At 37.2% G+C, this 16,351-nt stretch carries 12 protein-coding genes; all 12 read right to left on the bottom strand.

What is annotated here, in order from left to right:
• Positions 1–13: 13 nt before the first annotated feature.
• Positions 14–928: a diacylglycerol kinase gene (locus TY11_RS00640; protein WP_042141985.1), complete on the bottom strand. Its 915-nt coding sequence runs from the start codon at positions 926–928 to the stop codon at positions 14–16.
• A 420-nt stretch (positions 929–1,348) separates the two neighbouring features.
• A complete protein-coding gene (gene gatB, locus TY11_RS00635) occupies positions 1,349–2,779 on the bottom strand; it encodes an Asp-tRNA(Asn)/Glu-tRNA(Gln) amidotransferase subunit GatB (RefSeq protein ID WP_042141984.1) in 1,431 nt (476 codons plus the stop codon).
• On the bottom strand, positions 2,779–4,245 hold the full coding sequence (gene gatA, locus TY11_RS00630) for an Asp-tRNA(Asn)/Glu-tRNA(Gln) amidotransferase subunit GatA (RefSeq protein WP_042141983.1): 1,467 nt from the start codon (positions 4,243–4,245) through the stop codon (positions 2,779–2,781). The genes gatB and gatA overlap by 1 nt, the downstream gene beginning before the upstream one ends.
• Before the next feature lie 98 nt (positions 4,246–4,343).
• Positions 4,344–4,637, bottom strand: coding sequence for an Asp-tRNA(Asn)/Glu-tRNA(Gln) amidotransferase subunit GatC (gatC, locus tag TY11_RS00625; protein ID WP_042141982.1), 294 nt, complete (start codon positions 4,635–4,637; stop codon positions 4,344–4,346).
• Between the two features lie 364 nt (positions 4,638–5,001).
• Positions 5,002–5,151, bottom strand: a complete 150-nt coding sequence (locus tag TY11_RS20325; RefSeq protein ID WP_155982639.1) for a hypothetical protein — start codon at positions 5,149–5,151, stop codon at positions 5,002–5,004.
• 13 nt (positions 5,152–5,164) lie between these two features.
• Positions 5,165–6,430 (bottom strand): helix-turn-helix domain-containing protein, encoded by a 1,266-nt coding sequence (locus tag TY11_RS00620; protein WP_042141981.1) that lies wholly within the window; start codon positions 6,428–6,430, stop codon positions 5,165–5,167.
• 298 nt (positions 6,431–6,728) lie between these two features.
• Positions 6,729–8,276 (bottom strand): L-glutamate gamma-semialdehyde dehydrogenase, encoded by a 1,548-nt coding sequence (gene pruA, locus TY11_RS00615; RefSeq protein WP_042141980.1) that lies wholly within the window; start codon positions 8,274–8,276, stop codon positions 6,729–6,731.
• Positions 8,277–8,446: 170 nt separating this feature from the next.
• Positions 8,447–9,559: a CamS family sex pheromone protein gene (locus TY11_RS00610; protein WP_042141979.1), complete on the bottom strand. Its 1,113-nt coding sequence runs from the start codon at positions 9,557–9,559 to the stop codon at positions 8,447–8,449.
• A 14-nt stretch (positions 9,560–9,573) separates the two neighbouring features.
• On the bottom strand, positions 9,574–11,580 hold the full coding sequence (ligA, locus tag TY11_RS00605; protein WP_042141978.1) for an NAD-dependent DNA ligase LigA: 2,007 nt from the start codon (positions 11,578–11,580) through the stop codon (positions 9,574–9,576).
• Between the two features lie 15 nt (positions 11,581–11,595).
• Complete coding sequence (pcrA, locus tag TY11_RS00600; RefSeq protein ID WP_042141977.1) at positions 11,596–13,875, bottom strand: DNA helicase PcrA; 2,280 nt, start codon at positions 13,873–13,875, stop codon at positions 11,596–11,598.
• A gap of 22 nt (positions 13,876–13,897) precedes the next feature.
• Positions 13,898–14,575 carry a heptaprenylglyceryl phosphate synthase gene (pcrB, locus tag TY11_RS00595; protein ID WP_369797378.1) on the bottom strand — a complete coding sequence of 226 codons (678 nt, stop codon included), beginning with the start codon at positions 14,573–14,575 and terminating at the stop codon, positions 13,898–13,900.
• A 539-nt stretch (positions 14,576–15,114) separates the two neighbouring features.
• Complete coding sequence (locus TY11_RS00590) at positions 15,115–16,308, bottom strand: class I SAM-dependent rRNA methyltransferase (protein WP_042141975.1); 1,194 nt, start codon at positions 16,306–16,308, stop codon at positions 15,115–15,117.
• Between the last annotated feature and the right edge of the window lie 43 nt (positions 16,309–16,351).

Genomic DNA, 16,351 nt, shown 5'->3' with positions numbered 1-16,351 from the left:
AGGAGACTACCAATTATTCAGTAGTCTCCCTATTTAGATAGGATTCTGGAACAAAAATATCAATATGTTGTTGTAGATTACGGAATTCTCCTGGTAAGAGTCCGCCATATTCCCCATCAATATTTAATTGCATTTTTTCTTCCGGTGTCACGATAATATGTTTGGCCTTGGAATAGATGACGTGTTTATCTTCTAAGTGTGCTCCCCTTAATGCCATACTTGCAATTCGAATGAACTCTGCTAAATTCGTTTTACGCAATATCAATAAATCAAAGTAACCATCATCAAGACAAGCATCTGGAGCTAGCTTTTCAAATCCACCAACAGAGTTCGTATTAGAAATTAGGAAAAGCATGATATCCTCTTCAATAACATTTCCATCATATTCAATTTTTACACGAGCTGGTTTTAACGATGGCAACATTTCAATACCTTTAAAATAATATGCCATCTGTCCAAGCATTGTTTTTAGTTTACTTGGTACTTCATACGTCAGTTCCGTAAGCTTCCCGCCACCCGCTATATTTATAAAATATTGGTCATTTACTTTACCAATATCTAAAAACATTGATTGGTCCTCAATTATTACGTCTACAGCTTTTTGAATACTATCTCGAGGGATAGTTAATGCTCTAGCAAAGTCATTTGTTGTTCCTACTGGAATGACACCTAGTTTAGGGCGGTATTCCTGTTCTGCAAGACCATTTACAACTTCATTGATCGTACCGTCACCACCTGCAGCAATAACGATATCATATTTCCGTTCAACAGCAATTCGAGCTGCTTTGACCGCGTCCCCTTCACCAGTTGTGGCATGTGCTGACGCTTCATATCCTGCTTTTTCTAGTTTTTCTAGTACTGCCGGTAATTCCTTTTTAAATGCTTCACGACCAGAAGTTGGATTATATATAATACGGGCCCTTTTCATCTTACATGTCCCCTCTCCAATGTTACATTATACCTTATAAATGCATTATATTATCTCTTTCATTAATTGGATATTTTTACATGCATATCTATTCTAGCCATAATTTATGAGTTTGAAAAGTTTTTGGACTAAATACATCGGATTTTTATCATTCTGATTGATAGATTGAGTGCATGGTGTATGGGATTAAGAGCTTGTGCTTGATTCCACGTCAAATGTGACCACTTTATTTGAACTTGTGCCTGATTTTGAATACCATGGGACCGCCATACTCGAGCTTGGGTCCGATTCTAGTTACCTTGGGACCGCTCCGCTAGAGCTTGTACCCGATACCGAATACCTTGCCCACTCCACATAATGCACAACTTCCTATCCATAAAAAAATGCCCTATGGGGGAAAATCCCCCATGATAGGCATCCTTATCGTTTATTCATTTCCTCAATTAAAATCTTATTTACCATTGGTGGGTTTGCTTGACCTTTTGTAGCTTTCATTACTTGCCCTACTAAGAAGCCAAGTGCTCTGTCTTTACCATTTTTAAAGTCAATGATAGACTGTTCATTTTCATTTAGAATACCCGTGATAACCTCACGTAATTGGCCTTCATCTGAAATTTGAACCATGCCTTTTTCTTTTACAATCTTTTCTGGGTCTCCGCCTTTTTCAACTAATTCCGCAAATACTTTCTTGGCAATCTTAGATGAAATCGTACCATCCTCTATTAATTGAATCATCTTTCCTAATGATTCTGGTGTTAACGCTAGGTCATGAAGTTCTTTATAATGTTTATTCATGTATCCTGAAACTTCACCCATTAACCAGTTAGAGGCTTGTTTAATATCTGCACCATTGTTCACGGTCTCTTCAAAGAAATCAGCCATTTCCTTAGAGCTCGTTAAATTGGCAGCATCATATTCGGATAAACCTAACTGCTCGATATAGCGTTGTTTGCGAGCATCTGGAAGTTCAGGAATCTCGCTACGAACACGTTCTTTCCATGCATCATCAATATAAAGTGGTACAAGGTCAGGCTCTGGGAAATAACGATAGTCATCAGAACCTTCCTTGACACGCATTAGGATTGTTTCTTTTGTTTTCTCATCATAACGGCGTGTTTCTTGTAGGATTTCTCCTCCAGACAACAACACTTTTTCTTGACGCTTCTCTTCAAATTCAAGTCCTTTTTGAACAAAAGTAAAGGAGTTTAAGTTTTTAAGCTCTGCTTTTGTGCCAAACTTTTCTTGTCCATATGGGCGAAGCGAAATGTTCGCATCACATCGAAGGGAACCCTCTTGCATTTTCACATCAGAAACACCGGTATACTGAATAATAGTTTTTAATTTTTCAAGATAGGCATATGCTTCCTCAGGAGATCGCATGTCTGGTTCGGATACAATCTCAATTAAAGGTGTCCCTTGACGGTTAAAGTCTACATAGGAATAACCATCATCACCATGGGTTAGTTTACCAGCATCCTCTTCTAAGTGAACACGGGTAATACCAATTTTCTTTTTCTTGCCTGCAACATCAATTTCAATCCAACCATGCTCCCCAATTGGTTGATCGAATTGAGAAATTTGAAATGCCTTTGGATTATCTGGGTAGAAATAGTTTTTACGGTCAAATTTTGTATCTGTTGCAATTTCACAGTTCAGTGCCATTGCAGCTTTCATGGCAAAGTTTACTGCTTCTTCATTTAATACCGGAAGCACTCCTGGATATCCTAAGTCAATTGGGTTTACATTTGTATTTGGTTCCGCCCCAAATGCATTTGGGCTTGGGCTAAAGATTTTTGATTTTGTTTTTAATTCTACGTGTACTTCAAGACCTATAATCGTTTCAAAATTCATTAGTTAGCACCTCCGATTTGAGGTCGTTTCGTATGATGGTCAGTAGCTTGTTCATATGCATGTGCTGCACGATAAACCGTATTTTCATCAAAATGCTTACCGATAATTTGCAATCCAATTGGTAGTCCTTCAGGAGAGAAGCCACATGGGATTGATATTCCCGGTACCCCAGCTAGGTTTACTGGTATTGTTAAAATATCATTTGCATACATGGTTAATGGATCATCAATCTTTTCTCCAACTTTGAATGCAGGAGTTGGTGTTGTTGGACCAATTACGACATCATATTCCTCGAATATTTTATCAAAATCATTCTTAATTAAGGTACGTACTTTTTGTGCTTTTTTATAATATGCATCATAGTAACCAGAACTTAACGCAAAAGTTCCAAGCATGATACGACGTTTAACCTCTTCACCGAATCCTTCGCTACGAGACTTTTTAAACATATCAACCATGTTCTCTGCGTTTTCTGAGCGAACTCCGTAGCGTACGCCATCGAAACGTGCAAGGTTTGCTGAAGCCTCAGAAGAAGAAAGTAAGTAGTAAGTAGCAACTGCATATTTAGAATGCGGTAAGGAAACCTCTTCCCAAGTAGCACCTAGTGATTCATATACTTTTAACGCTTCTAAAACTGCTTCCCTTACCTCTGGGTTAACCCCTTCAGCTAAGTATTCTTTTGGAACCGCGATTTTAAGGCCTTTCACATCACCCGTTAATGCTTCCGTATAAGACGGAATCTCTACATTTGCACTTGTTGAATCCATTTTGTCATGTCCAGCAATTACTTCTAACACGCGTGCATTATCTTCAACTGAACGTGTTAATGGACCAATTTGATCAAGGGAAGATGCAAATGCAACTAAACCAAATCGTGAAACAAGGCCATATGTAGGCTTTAATCCGACCACACCACAAAAGGCAGCTGGTTGGCGAATGGAGCCACCAGTATCAGAACCAAGTGAGAACAGAACTTCTCCAGCAGCGACTGCAGCCGCTGAACCACCACTTGATCCACCCGGAACATGGTTGATATTCCATGGGTTACGAGTTGGTGTGAAGCTTGAGTTTTCATTGGATGAACCCATTGCAAACTCGTCCATATTTAACTTTCCGATGTTTACAATTTTTTCTGCGTTTAACTTTTCAACAACGGTCGCATCATATAGTGGATCATCAAAGTTTCTTAGGAATTGACTTGCACAAGTTGTGCGCAGCCCTTTTGTTACGATATTATCTTTAATACCAGCAGGGATACCAAATAATTTTGCTCCTGCATCTTCGGTAGCATCAAGTTCTTCAGCTTTTCTTCGTGCATTCTCTTCATCTAGTGTTAAGAATGCGTGAACCTTATCTTCTACCTCATGAATACGTTTATAAGATTCATCAACAAGGTCACTTACCGTGATTTCTTTATTATGTAACTTTGCTTCTAATTCTTTTATGCTATGGTCAAATAGAGACATATGACTTTCCCTCCTTATTCTTAGAAAACTAGCATTCGCACTTTGTTAAGCGAATTGCTTAGTTGCACGTATGCAGGCGAAAAGTAAGAATTACCTTTTCACTCGGCAAGTATTGATGGTACACGGAATTGCCCATCCTTATGATCAGGAGCATTCTTTAATGCTTCTTCTCTTGTAGTCCACTGTCTAGGCTCGTCCTTACGCATTACATTTTTCAAATCTAATACGTGTGTTGTTGGCTGAATTCCTTCCGTATCTATCTCATTAAGCTGTTCAGCAAATTTAATAATAGAACTTAGTTGCTTCGTGAACATTTCCGCTTCTTCTTCTGACACCTCTAGACGCGCTAAATTCGCCACATGCTTAACTTGTTCTTTTGTAATTTCTCCCATTTTTTGCACCTCCGTCAAGCTATAGTTTATCATCCATAATTTCGATTAAAAAAGCATTCACAATACTATTGATAATAGCAGAATATCCTAGTTCTAGGCAACTTATCCAGTGTGATGAAGAATTCTTAAATAATATTAGAAAAACTCACATTCGCTCGCCTTTAGGAGAATGTATTAGTTTTTCTAATACTTGGGACGTTAAATTTTTTACTACGCCGAGCCTACTTTACAACTATAATTTTATACTTTATAACATAAAAAAAGACCTGAAGTAGTTTCCACACTACCTCAGGCAAAGTCTATCATATAGTAATAGGGTAAAAAACATAGATTGCTGACAAGCTTAAGTAAATTGATTCAATTATTACAGGTTGACTAGTGAGGAAACTGACATCTTTAAGATGCTAGGTTCAGCTTCACCATGTGCCACATCAGTTGGTTGATTTTCTTGCATGAATAAAAATCCTCCCATAAGAATTGTTCCCAAAGCTACTGAAGCAAATAGTTTTTTCAAATTTATCCCCCCTTTACAAGTTAACTATTTCCTCATAGGTGAGGTTTGCTAGTTTATAGTATTTAACAGAGTCCTTATACTTCCCTACCGATTCAAAATGCTTTGCCACCATATTGGAAAATAGAATTAAATTTCCATGATCCTTATGTTTTTTCAAGTAGGGGATAAGATCCTCTATTACTAACGTAGTAAATTGATCGTACTGTTCATTAATAGCATATATATATGAATGAATGATATAGTAATATAACTCATAAAAAACATTATTTTTCGCTAAATCCAATAATTCCTTTGCTTTTTCAATCACTTCTAATGCTTTTTCAAAATTATATATTCTGTAATATTCCTTAATTAGATTCGTTGTAGCTATCAATCTCTCATTCAAACCAACCTCTTCAGAATCTATAGCATTAAGATAATGTTTAATTGCTTCTTTAGAGTCACCAATTGCAGAATATAGATAGCCAAGGTTTTGGTTCGTTAGCTGAATAATTGTGTTATTCTTGTTAAGTTCACCTAAGTGTTTTGCTAGATTATAGTGTTTTATAGCTTTTTCATACATTTTAATTCTTCTATAGGAAATCCCCAGTAGAATGTGGCATTGTGCACATCGTAAAAAATTATATTCCTTTTGAAATATATCAATCGCTTTATTAGAGTATTCAATTACCTCTAAGGTATTTAGTAATTTACTATGTGTCACAGCTATAGTGTATTGCAGATCAGCTACTTCAGAATCTGATAAATGTATTTGATTAATTTTATCTTCTGCGAGTTTAAATGATTTCATTGCTTGGTTATATTCATTGTTAAAAAATGCATAGTTTCCTTTAAACTTATACCAATAAAATAAGTGAAGATTATCAAATGTACCAGATACTTCATTTAAACTATTAATCTGCTCTAGTGCATTATCATATTGTTTTAAAACAATAAAATATCTTATCTTATGAATCTCAAATAGCATCAAACTATCAGAACGAACTAATGTCATGAGTTCATTTAGTTCATTAAATCTTTCAATGATTTCATCTTTATCATTCACTTCGAAAAGCATATTGAACCATTGTTCACATTTTTCCTTGATCGTAATGTTTGTCTCACTATCCAGTTCAATGCCTAAACGTGTGCATAGCATGCTAATTACTTCAGGACTTGCTTCTGTACGAAGGTTTTCGATCTTTGACAAATAGCTCATAGAAACAATTCCTTCTGCTAGTTCTTCTTGAGTCATTCCTTTTTTGACACGTTGCAATTTAATAAAGGAGCCTATTTCCATGCTACTTTCCTCCTATTATTTGCTTCTATTTCTATTTGTTACCTATATGATAGCATATTTTTTTTATTTGCATATTGGGAAAGTTGCGGGCAAAAAGTACTAATAAAGCCCAAAAAACTTTCCTACTTTCCTAAAATGAGGAAAGTAGGAAAGTTTTGATAGAAAATAAACCTAAACTTTGTATAATATTGTAGAATCATGTCGAAATGTTATCAATTTATGTATGGATTTTTCCTATCTTTCATAGAAATGTAAAAAGCCTCTTTCCAAAAATTTGAAAAGAGACTTAATATTTATATTAAAGCATTTCAGATGTTGTTTTACCTTGCATATGTTGGACTAAGTAATCAGGTCCTCCAGCTTTTGAATCTGTTCCTGACATATTGAATCCACCAAATGGTTGATATCCAACGATTGCAGCAGTACATCCTCGGTTGAAGTATAAGTTTCCAACATGGAAGTCTCTACGTGCTTGTTCTAAGTGCTCACGATTATTGGTGATTACTGCACCAGTTAAGCCATATTCTGTGTTATTTGCAATTTCAATAGCTTCGTTGAAATCTTTTGCTTTTGTCAAACCAACAACTGGTCCAAAGATTTCTTCTTGCATAATACGTGCTTTTGGATCAAGATCTGCGATAACTGTTGGGTTAACAAACCAACCTTTAGAGTCATCACCAGTTCCACCAACTAGAAGATTACCCTCTTCTTTACCAATCTCGATATATTTCATGATTTTATCATAAGAACCTTGATCAATAACTGGTCCCATGTATTGGTTTTCTGTTGGATCTCCAACTGTTAACTCTTTTGTTAATTCAACAATGCGCGCCTTCACTTGATCATATACTTCCTCATGAATTACTGCTCGAGAACAAGCAGAACATTTTTGTCCTGAGAATCCAAATGCAGAATGCACGATAGACTGTGCTGCTAATTCTAGATCAGCTTCTTTATCCACAACAATGGTATCTTTACCGCCCATCTCTAGGATAGTACGTTTTAACCAGATTTGGCCGGGCTGAATTTTTGCTGCACGTTCAAAGATATTTAGTCCAACTTCGCGTGAACCAGTAAAGCTAATAAAGCGAGTACGTGGGTGATTAACTAAATAGTCTCCAACCTCACTACCTGGACCTGGAATAAAGTTAATGATTCCAGCAGGCATACCTGCTTCCTCAAGTACTTCCATAAATTTATAAGCAACAACTGGAGTTACACTTGCAGGCTTTAATAATACTGTGTTACCAGTAACCATAGCTGCAACTGCAGTACCTGCCATAATTGCAAAAGAGAAGTTCCAAGGGGAAATAACTAGCCCAACTCCTAATGGAATATAATCAAAACGGTTATGTTCAATAGGACGACTGTTTACTTCCATACCGTCTTTAAGTTTAAGCATTTGGCGACCATAAAACTCTAAGAAGTCAATCGCTTCAGCAGTCTCTCCATCTGCTTCCTTCCAAGGTTTACCAGCTTCTTTTACAAGATGTGCATTAAATTCATGCTTACGACGGCGTACAATTGCTGCTGCACGGAATAGGATACCTGCACGGAACTTTGGATCTGACATTCTCCAATAGTTTTGGAACTTCTCATCTGCTACTTTCATCGCTTTTTCTGCTAGTTCCTTGTTTGCTTTTGATACATATCCGATTACTTCTTCTTTGTTCGAAGGGTTTACGGATACAATTTTATCTTCTGTAAAGATGCGTTCACCGTTGATAATTAGTGGATATTCTTTGCCAAGGTCTGCTTCAACCTTCTTTAGTGCTTCGAGTATCTGCTGTTTGTTTTCCTCCACTGTAAAATCAGTAAAAGGCTCATGCGTGTACGGTACTACCATAAAATAAAACCTCCTTAATTAATATGCAATATATCACATATGGCTCCGCTTACAAAAAGTTCTAAAAATTATGTCGAACTACACTGAAGTATATATTTAAAAACGGAGTGGAATGTATCCACTCCTTATTCTAACGTAAGATAGAAAACTCTTCAAACAATCCAATAGTTTTAATCGAAAAGATGAACGACTGGGTTTTCTTTACCTGCCTCTCGATAAACATATCCCTCTAGCTTATCGCTAGAAGTAATTTGTATTTCAATATCATAATTATTAGGGAATTTATCCCTTACCAAACCATACGTATATTGGGCAAAGCCAATAACCTCAGCTTTTCCATTAAAGTCAATTGGCACTTCTATTGTCAATTTTTGAAGTTGTTCATTCACATAGAATCCTTCTCCAATGTACCCTACATAATTTGGGAAGAATTCTGCAATTTCTATCCCAAAGGTATTGACAATTTGAGCATCATCAAAATATTTTTCTTCAGCTTCATTAGAAGGAAATAGAATATAATCTTCTTCTATACCTTCCCACTCATCAATACTCATGTCACCTTGTTCGACAAATGTTCTTGCAACAAAGTTTCCCGGCACTGCCGACCCACGCTCTTCCTCTCGATAAATCGCAAACATGATTGGAACATTTTGTAGGCCGTCTATTTGTCGAACTCTTTCTAGAACCGTTTGTGCCACTTCTCGACCTTTTTCTAGCATTTCAGCTCTTGGAATATTTTCATAATAATATGTTCCACCAATTTCAGTCTGAAAACGATATTGTGATTTTAAAGCTAATCCAATGGAAACACCAACTAATTCAACTGAATCTTCATTTCTTTTAATAAAATTTTGTTCTAGAATATGCGATAAGTATCTTGGATTATCTTCATATACTTCCTTCTCAGAACCTTCCTCCACTACTGGATTCAATTCATTGATCCACGAATATACCGTATCCAAATCGATGTATTGCCCTTCTTCAAAATACACTTCATTGGGATCAAAGTATTCCTTGGAATGACGCATTAGACCTTGTTCCACCTCATCAATATCAAGACGGTTAGCTATCTGGTTCGTAGTAGCACCTCTAGCTTTACTTGTACGGTAGGGTAAAACGACACGATAGTCATCTTCCGAAAGTTTGTATGTTGGAACAATAGAAGGTTGGCCAGTTGGTTCTTCTTCGTTTTGCATAACTTCATCCTCATCTTCTTTTACGTTAGGTGTGCAACTCGCAAGTAAGAGGAGTGTACAAAGTAATGCGATATTAAATTTCTTCAAGTGCGACCTCTCCTTTAACCTTCAAGCATTTTCAAGAATTGTTCTTCGTCCCAAATGGTAATTCCAAGTTCTACAGCCTTATCATATTTGGAACCTGCATCTGCTCCTGCAACTAGAATATCGGTTTTCTTGCTAACACTTCCTGTTACCTTGCCCCCTAGAGCTTCGATACGGTCTTTTGCTTCTGGTCTGGACATTTGCTCCATTTTACCGGTTAATACAACAGTCTTGCCAACGATTGGATTAGCATCATCACTCACTACTACACGCTTAGGTCCCTTATATTCCATATTTAGCTGTAGGTCTCTTAATTCGTTAAGTAATTCTGTAACCTTTTCTTCAGCAAAATATTGCACCACGGAATCAGCCATCTTATCACCGATTTCATCGATAGCTACCAATTCCTCATAAGTTGCCTTTTGCAGATTATCCATTGTTTCAAATTCTGTTGCAAGAGTTTTTGCTGCTTTTGCTCCAATAAAACGAATTCCTAGCCCAAATAGTAATCGTTCTAATGAATTTTCTCTTGAGGTTTCAATTGCATGAAGCAAATTATCAACTGACTTTTCACCCATGCGTTCTAATTGTAGCAGTTCATCACGATTTAATCGGTAAATATCAGCAATCGTATGAATTAATTTCTCATTAAATAGCTGATTAATAACCTTTTCACCAAGTCCATCAATATTCATTGCATTTCTAGATACAAAATGAATAAGTCCCTCTTGAAGCTGTGCTGGACAATTTGGATTGATGCAACGTAATGCTACTTCCTCTTCTAATCGGACAAGTTCACTACCACATGCAGGGCAATAATCCGGCATTTGGAAAGGCTCTTCTACCCCGGTACGTTGTTCTGTAATTACTCGAACTACCTCTGGAATGATATCTCCAGCCTTCTTAATGACAACTGTATCACCAATACGTATATCTTTTGCTCGGATGAGGTCTTCATTATGCAATGAAGCACGTTGAACAGTGGTACCAGCTACCCTTACAGGATTAAGTATTGCTGTAGGGGTAATGACACCAGTACGACCAACACTCAGTTCAATATCCTTAAGCTTCGTCACAACTTCTTCTGCTGGGAACTTATAAGCGATTGCCCAACGTGGACTTTTTACTGTAAAACCTAATTCTTCCTGTTGAGCTAAATCATCTACTTTAATAACAATTCCATCGATTTCATACGGCAGATTGGGACGTTCTTTTGTCCAATACTCAACATATTCTAGAATTTCTTCAATAGAATCACATTTTTTCCAATCAGGGTTTGTTTTAAATCCAAGTTCTTTTAACTGTTTAAGGCGATCACTATGCGATTCAACGGTATCTGCTTCCCATTCCCCAATAGCATATAAGAAAACATCTAAGTTACGTGATGCTGCTATTTTAGGATCTAATTGCCTTAAGGAGCCTGCAGCAGCATTTCTTGGATTAGCAAATAGCTCTTCCCCATTTTCCTCTCGTTGCTTATTCAGAGCAAGGAAGGATTTATGCGGCATATAGCACTCCCCACGGACTTCGATCTTCCGTTTTTCTTTAATCGAAAGTGGAATACTTTTGATAGTCCTTAAATTACTGGTAATATCCTCACCTGTCGTTCCATCACCACGTGTTGCTCCCCGAACAAATTGACCATTTTCATAGGTAAGGGAGATGGCAAGCCCATCTATTTTCAGCTCACAAACATACGACAAGGCATTATCAGTCCCTTGACTTGCACGTCGAGCAAAATCATGTAGATCTTGCTCATTAAACGCATTGCCAAGACTTAGCATAGGAATTGTGTGTTGTACTTTTTGAAACCCTTCAAGTGGTTGCCCACCAATACGTTGGGTCGGTGAATCACTTGTAATTAGTTCCGGGAACTCTTCTTCTAATCTTCGAAGTTCCTCTAGTTTTTGGTCATATTCTGAATCAGGCACTGATGGATTATCTAACACATAATAATCATGGGCATATCGATTCAATAACTCTTTTAAGGATGCTACTTTTTCCTGTGCTTGCGCTATCTCCATGCATCAAGCACCTCCTCATTGTTTCATAATTGGTGCAAATTTTGCTAATAGACGTTTAATACCAGTTGGTGCCGGAAAGGCAACATCAAGTTCCAGTTTATCTCCTTCACCTTGAACCTTCACCACAGTACCGACACCCCATTTCTTATGCTCCGCCTTATCACCTGGTTTCCACGTTTCATTTTCAGCACCGGTCGTTGGTTGTACTCGTTGTGCACTGCGTCGTGGCGGTTGGGTCGGCTGGTTAGTGGTTGCTTGTGTCCTTGGGCTACCAAACGGATTTCGTTGTTGACCACCACCAAAATCATTTCCAAATGGAGAGGAGCCAAACATAGACGCTCTCGCTTGTTCTATTCCTTCTACTAATTCTTCTGGTATTTCATTAATGAATCGACTCATTGGATTCATATTCGTTCTTCCGTAAAGGGTACGCATCTTTGCATTCGTTAGATATAGCTGTTTTTCTGCACGGGTAATCCCAACATATGCAAGACGGCGCTCTTCTTCCATTTCTTCCTCATCAAACATAGCACGACTATGAGGAAATACATTCTCTTCCATACCAATTAAAAATACGACCGGGAACTCCAGTCCTTTCGCAGCATGTAATGTCATTAACGTTACTTTTTCTTCGTTATCTGGATCTTCTTCATCAACGCGGTCTATATCAGCAATTAATGCTAAATCTGTCAAGAAAGCTATTAATGTTTTATCCTCACTAGTTTCCTCGAAATCTTGCGTTACTGTCATGAACTCTTCCAAGTTTTCCAAACGACTTTGTGATTCAATCGAACGTTCATTTTTCAACATTTCTTCATAACCTGAACGTTCCAGTACCTGTTCCACCATATCGGTTGCAGTTAAAAAGTCCTGTTGTTGGTTTAGAGTTTTAATTAGGTTTCCAAATTCAGCTAATGCATTCGCAGCCTTTTTGGGAACTCCTGTAAAGTCTACAACCTCTACTGCCTGATAGAATGACATGTCATTATCTGCAGCATATGCTCTTAAACGATCGATGGATGTTTTTCCAATACCACGTTTTGGTTCATTAACCACACGTTCAAAGCTCAAGTCGTCATCAGGGTTCGTAATTAGGCGTAGATAGGCAATCATATCCTTAATTTCTTTACGATCGTAGAATCGCATACCACCAACCATTTGATAGGACACACCTGATTTCATTAAAGTATCCTCGACAGCACGGGACTGTGCATTTGTACGATAAAGAATAGCAACATCACTTGGCGTATATCCTTCTTCACGAACTAATTCACGTATTTTATCAGTAATGTATAATGCCTCATCTTGCTCTGTTGCACCTTGATAATACATGATCTTCTGTCCATCAGGATTTTCTGTCCAAAGATTCTTCGGCTTACGTCCAGGATTATTTGCGATTACCTTGTTTGCAGCTTCTAGTATCGATTTTGTTGAACGGTAGTTTTGCTCCAGGAATACCGTTTTTGCTTGCGGATAATCTTTCTCAAAGGAAAGGATATTAGCAATATCCGCTCCACGCCAACGATAAATCGACTGATCAGAGTCCCCAACAACACAAAGGTTTTGAAAACGATTGGCTAATTGTTTTACTAAGGTATATTGTGCATGGTTTGTATCCTGGTACTCATCAACATGAATGTACTGGAATCTACGTTGATAGTATTCCAACACCTCAGGAACTCGTTTAAACAAATGAATGGTTTGCATAATTAAATCATCAAAATCAAGGGACTGGTTTTTACGAAGTACTTTTTCATACCCTTCAAAAACACGTGCCACTTGGCGGTCATAGAAATTACCAGCTTTATTACTGTACTCCTCAGCAGTGACTAGTTCATTTTTCGCACTACTGATTTGATTTTGCATCGCACGGGGTTCAAATTGTTTGTTATCAATATTTAATTCTTTTATAACTTGCTTTATAACAGATAATTGATCCCCACTGTCTAAAATCGTGAAGTTACGACTATAACCAATACGATCAATATCTCTACGTAAAATGCGGACACACATGGAGTGGAAAGTGGATACCCACATGTCTGTAGCCTCTGGTCCAACAAGCTTACTAACACGATCTTTCATTTCTCGAGCCGCTTTATTTGTGAATGTAATTGCCAAGATATTACGGGGTGAAACATCTTTTTCCCCCATTAAGTATGCTATACGGTGTGTTAGCACACGAGTCTTACCACTTCCAGCACCAGCCATAATTAATAATGGACCTTCTGTATGTTTGACAGCTTCTTGTTGCTGTTTGTTCAATCCTTTTATCAACTCATCAATTGTACGACTCATGTTAAAACACCTTCCTAGAAAATCAATTATCTTTTACTGCTTGTACGGTCTTTAATGCTTCTTTTAAATTTGTATAAATGCTATTCCCAACTACAATAACATCTGCATATTCCTTCATTTCTCTTGCCTGTTCAGCGGTCTCAATTCCCCCACCATAGAAAAGAAGTGTATCATGGAGTTCGCCTTTTACCTTCTTTATTAATTCAGGATTACCATATTTCCCACTGTATTCAACATAAAAAATTGGTAAATGAAATATATTTTCAGCCATATAAGCATAGGCGACAACATCTTCGTCTGTCGGTAGCTTACAGTTTGTGTGCTGGAATGCTTTTGCTTCTTCATTTAAGATGCAGTAGCCTTCAACAAATATTTCATCCCAATTCATTATATCCTTATATTCTTTTATTGCTTCATGGTGTATATCCATCATCCATTTTTTCTCGTTACTATTCATGACCATTGGAATATGGTAGTAATCAAATCCTGGTGTGATTGCTTCCATGTTAGAGATTTCTAGGACTACTGGAACGGTATATCGGCGGATGCTTGATAATAGGTCTAATACAGCATCTAGGGTTATGTTGTCTGTTCCACCTACTATTATTGCATCAGTGCCTGATTCACAGACTAATTCTAGGTCTTCGTCTGAAATTTCTTTTGCTGGATCTAGTTTAAATACATGTTTCCATTCTTTCATATTGGTATACAAAGGTCTAGTCCTCCATTATTGTTTTCCATTAGTTTATTATAGCAAAAAATAGGGCTTTGATTTAGTGATATGTATAAATTTCACAAGTAAAATAAATGGTTCTCTTACAGTATGTTTTTATTGATAGAAACTGTGCGGTAACTAAGGATTTTGGATTCAGCATCATACCCGCTACGGAAATACACTCCGCTAGAATAGAGTAAATAGTTTAACGCACACATAACTAAAAATCATAATGCTACAACTATCTATAATTAGAAATTTAAACTAGCGCAGGCAGAATACGGAGACTCCTGCGGGAATAGCACGTGTCCGAAGACCCCGCAGAGGCGAACTTTCCTCGAGGAGGCTGAGGCCGTGCCCGCGGAAAGCGGAGTATTCTGCCGGAGCGGTCGTATTACACTATACTCATTAATCATGGGAGAAGTTATAGTAAGTACCCACATTTTCTATCAACTATTTGTTAAATTAAACTAACCTGAAAAACAAAAGTCTTTTAGAAAACTACCTTTTTCTAAAATAAAGGTTTAAACAACCTTTTTTATAAATACCACTTTCAAATAATTACCATCTGGATATTCTTTGATTGTTCGAAAGTCGTTTGGTAGGGTGAATTGCTCGAGTATTTGGTATTTATGACCTGTTTCTTCGAAGGCTTTTTTGATGAATCCTTTGAATTTGGACATTCCGAATGCGCTTGAGTTAGTTGATGCTACGATGACTCCGTTGTCTTCGGTGATGGCGATTGTCTCTTTTAATAGTTTGGTGTAGTCTTTTTCTGCACTGAATACTACCTTTTTAGACCTTGCGAAACTTGGTGGGTCTAGTACTACTAAATCAAATTTCAGATTTTTTCTTCCTGCGTATTTAAAATATTGAAAGACATCTTCTACGATAATGTCCTGTGCCTCGAAGTCGATTCCATTTAGGCTAAATTGTTCGATTGTTTTTGATTTGCTTCGGTTAGCTAAGTCTACACTGGTTGTTTTTGTTGCTCCGCCTAATGCTGCAAAAACGGAAAATGCTCCTGTATAGGAGAATGTATTGAGCATATTGGTCCCATTAGCATACTTATCCCGTATTATTTTTCGCACTTCTCTTTGATCTAAAAACACACCAACCATTGCACCTTCATTTAAATAAACCGCAAATTGAACGCCGTTTTCTTTTACGATAAGTGGAAAGTCCCCACGCTCTCCTGCAACAAAATCATCGTCTTCAAGGTACTGACCCTTCGTATCAAATCGTTTCTTTTGATAAATTCCTTTGAATTCAACTGACTCTTGAAGGGCAGCAAGTATAGCTTTTCGATAGTGATATATCCCTTTACTGTACCAGTTAATTAAATAATATCCATCGAAGTAATCAATGGTAATACCACCTACTCCGTCTCCTTCTCCATTTAAGACGCGAAAGGTGTTTGTATGTTCATCAGTAAAAAAATTCTCTCTTCTATTAAAAGCAGCAACTATTTTATTTTTGAAAAAGTTCTTATCAAACTTTTCATGTTCATTCTTACTTAGAACCCAACCATAGCCCTTGTTTTGTCTTCCGTAATACCCTTTTGCTATAAACTTGTTTTTCTCATCAACAAGGTTCACGATAGTTCCTTCTTCTATTAAGTCTTTTTGATTCATGATAGCCTCGGTCAAAATAAGTGGCAAGCCACTTCGATATTTATTTGCAAACTTTGAATTAACTTTTAAACGTACTTCTTGCATGTGATTCAAATCCAATCTGTTTGTATTTTCTTGATTGTAACAT

Origin of the sequence: Paucisalibacillus algeriensis (genome assembly GCF_000577245.1) — a bacterium.
Classification (GTDB): domain Bacteria; phylum Bacillota; class Bacilli; order Bacillales; family Amphibacillaceae; genus Ornithinibacillus.
Note: the sequence above shows the minus strand (reverse complement) of the source record. Positions and strands in the feature narration are given on the sequence as shown.

What these genes read in the sequence shown, in the direction of transcription:
- TY11_RS00640 (WP_042141985.1), bottom strand. Translation starts at nt 928, where the DNA reads ATGAAAAGGGCCCGTATTATATATAATCCAACTTCTGGTCGTGAAGCA.
- gatB (WP_042141984.1), bottom strand. Translation starts at nt 2,779, where the DNA reads ATGAATTTTGAAACGATTATAGGTCTTGAAGTACACGTAGAATTAAAA.
- gatA (WP_042141983.1), bottom strand. Translation starts at nt 4,245, where the DNA reads ATGTCTCTATTTGACCATAGCATAAAAGAATTAGAAGCAAAGTTACAT.
- gatC (WP_042141982.1), bottom strand. Translation starts at nt 4,637, where the DNA reads ATGGGAGAAATTACAAAAGAACAAGTTAAGCATGTGGCGAATTTAGCG.
- TY11_RS00620 (WP_042141981.1), bottom strand. Translation starts at nt 6,430, where the DNA reads ATGGAAATAGGCTCCTTTATTAAATTGCAACGTGTCAAAAAAGGAATG.
- pruA (WP_042141980.1), bottom strand. Translation starts at nt 8,276, where the DNA reads ATGGTAGTACCGTACACGCATGAGCCTTTTACTGATTTTACAGTGGAG.
- ligA (WP_042141978.1), bottom strand. Translation starts at nt 11,580, where the DNA reads ATGGAGATAGCGCAAGCACAGGAAAAAGTAGCATCCTTAAAAGAGTTA.
- pcrA (WP_042141977.1), bottom strand. Translation starts at nt 13,875, where the DNA reads ATGAGTCGTACAATTGATGAGTTGATAAAAGGATTGAACAAACAGCAA.
- pcrB (WP_369797378.1), bottom strand. Translation starts at nt 14,575, where the DNA reads ATGAAAGAATGGAAACATGTATTTAAACTAGATCCAGCAAAAGAAATT.
- TY11_RS00590 (WP_042141975.1), bottom strand. Translation starts at nt 16,308, where the DNA reads ATGCAAGAAGTACGTTTAAAAGTTAATTCAAAGTTTGCAAATAAATAT.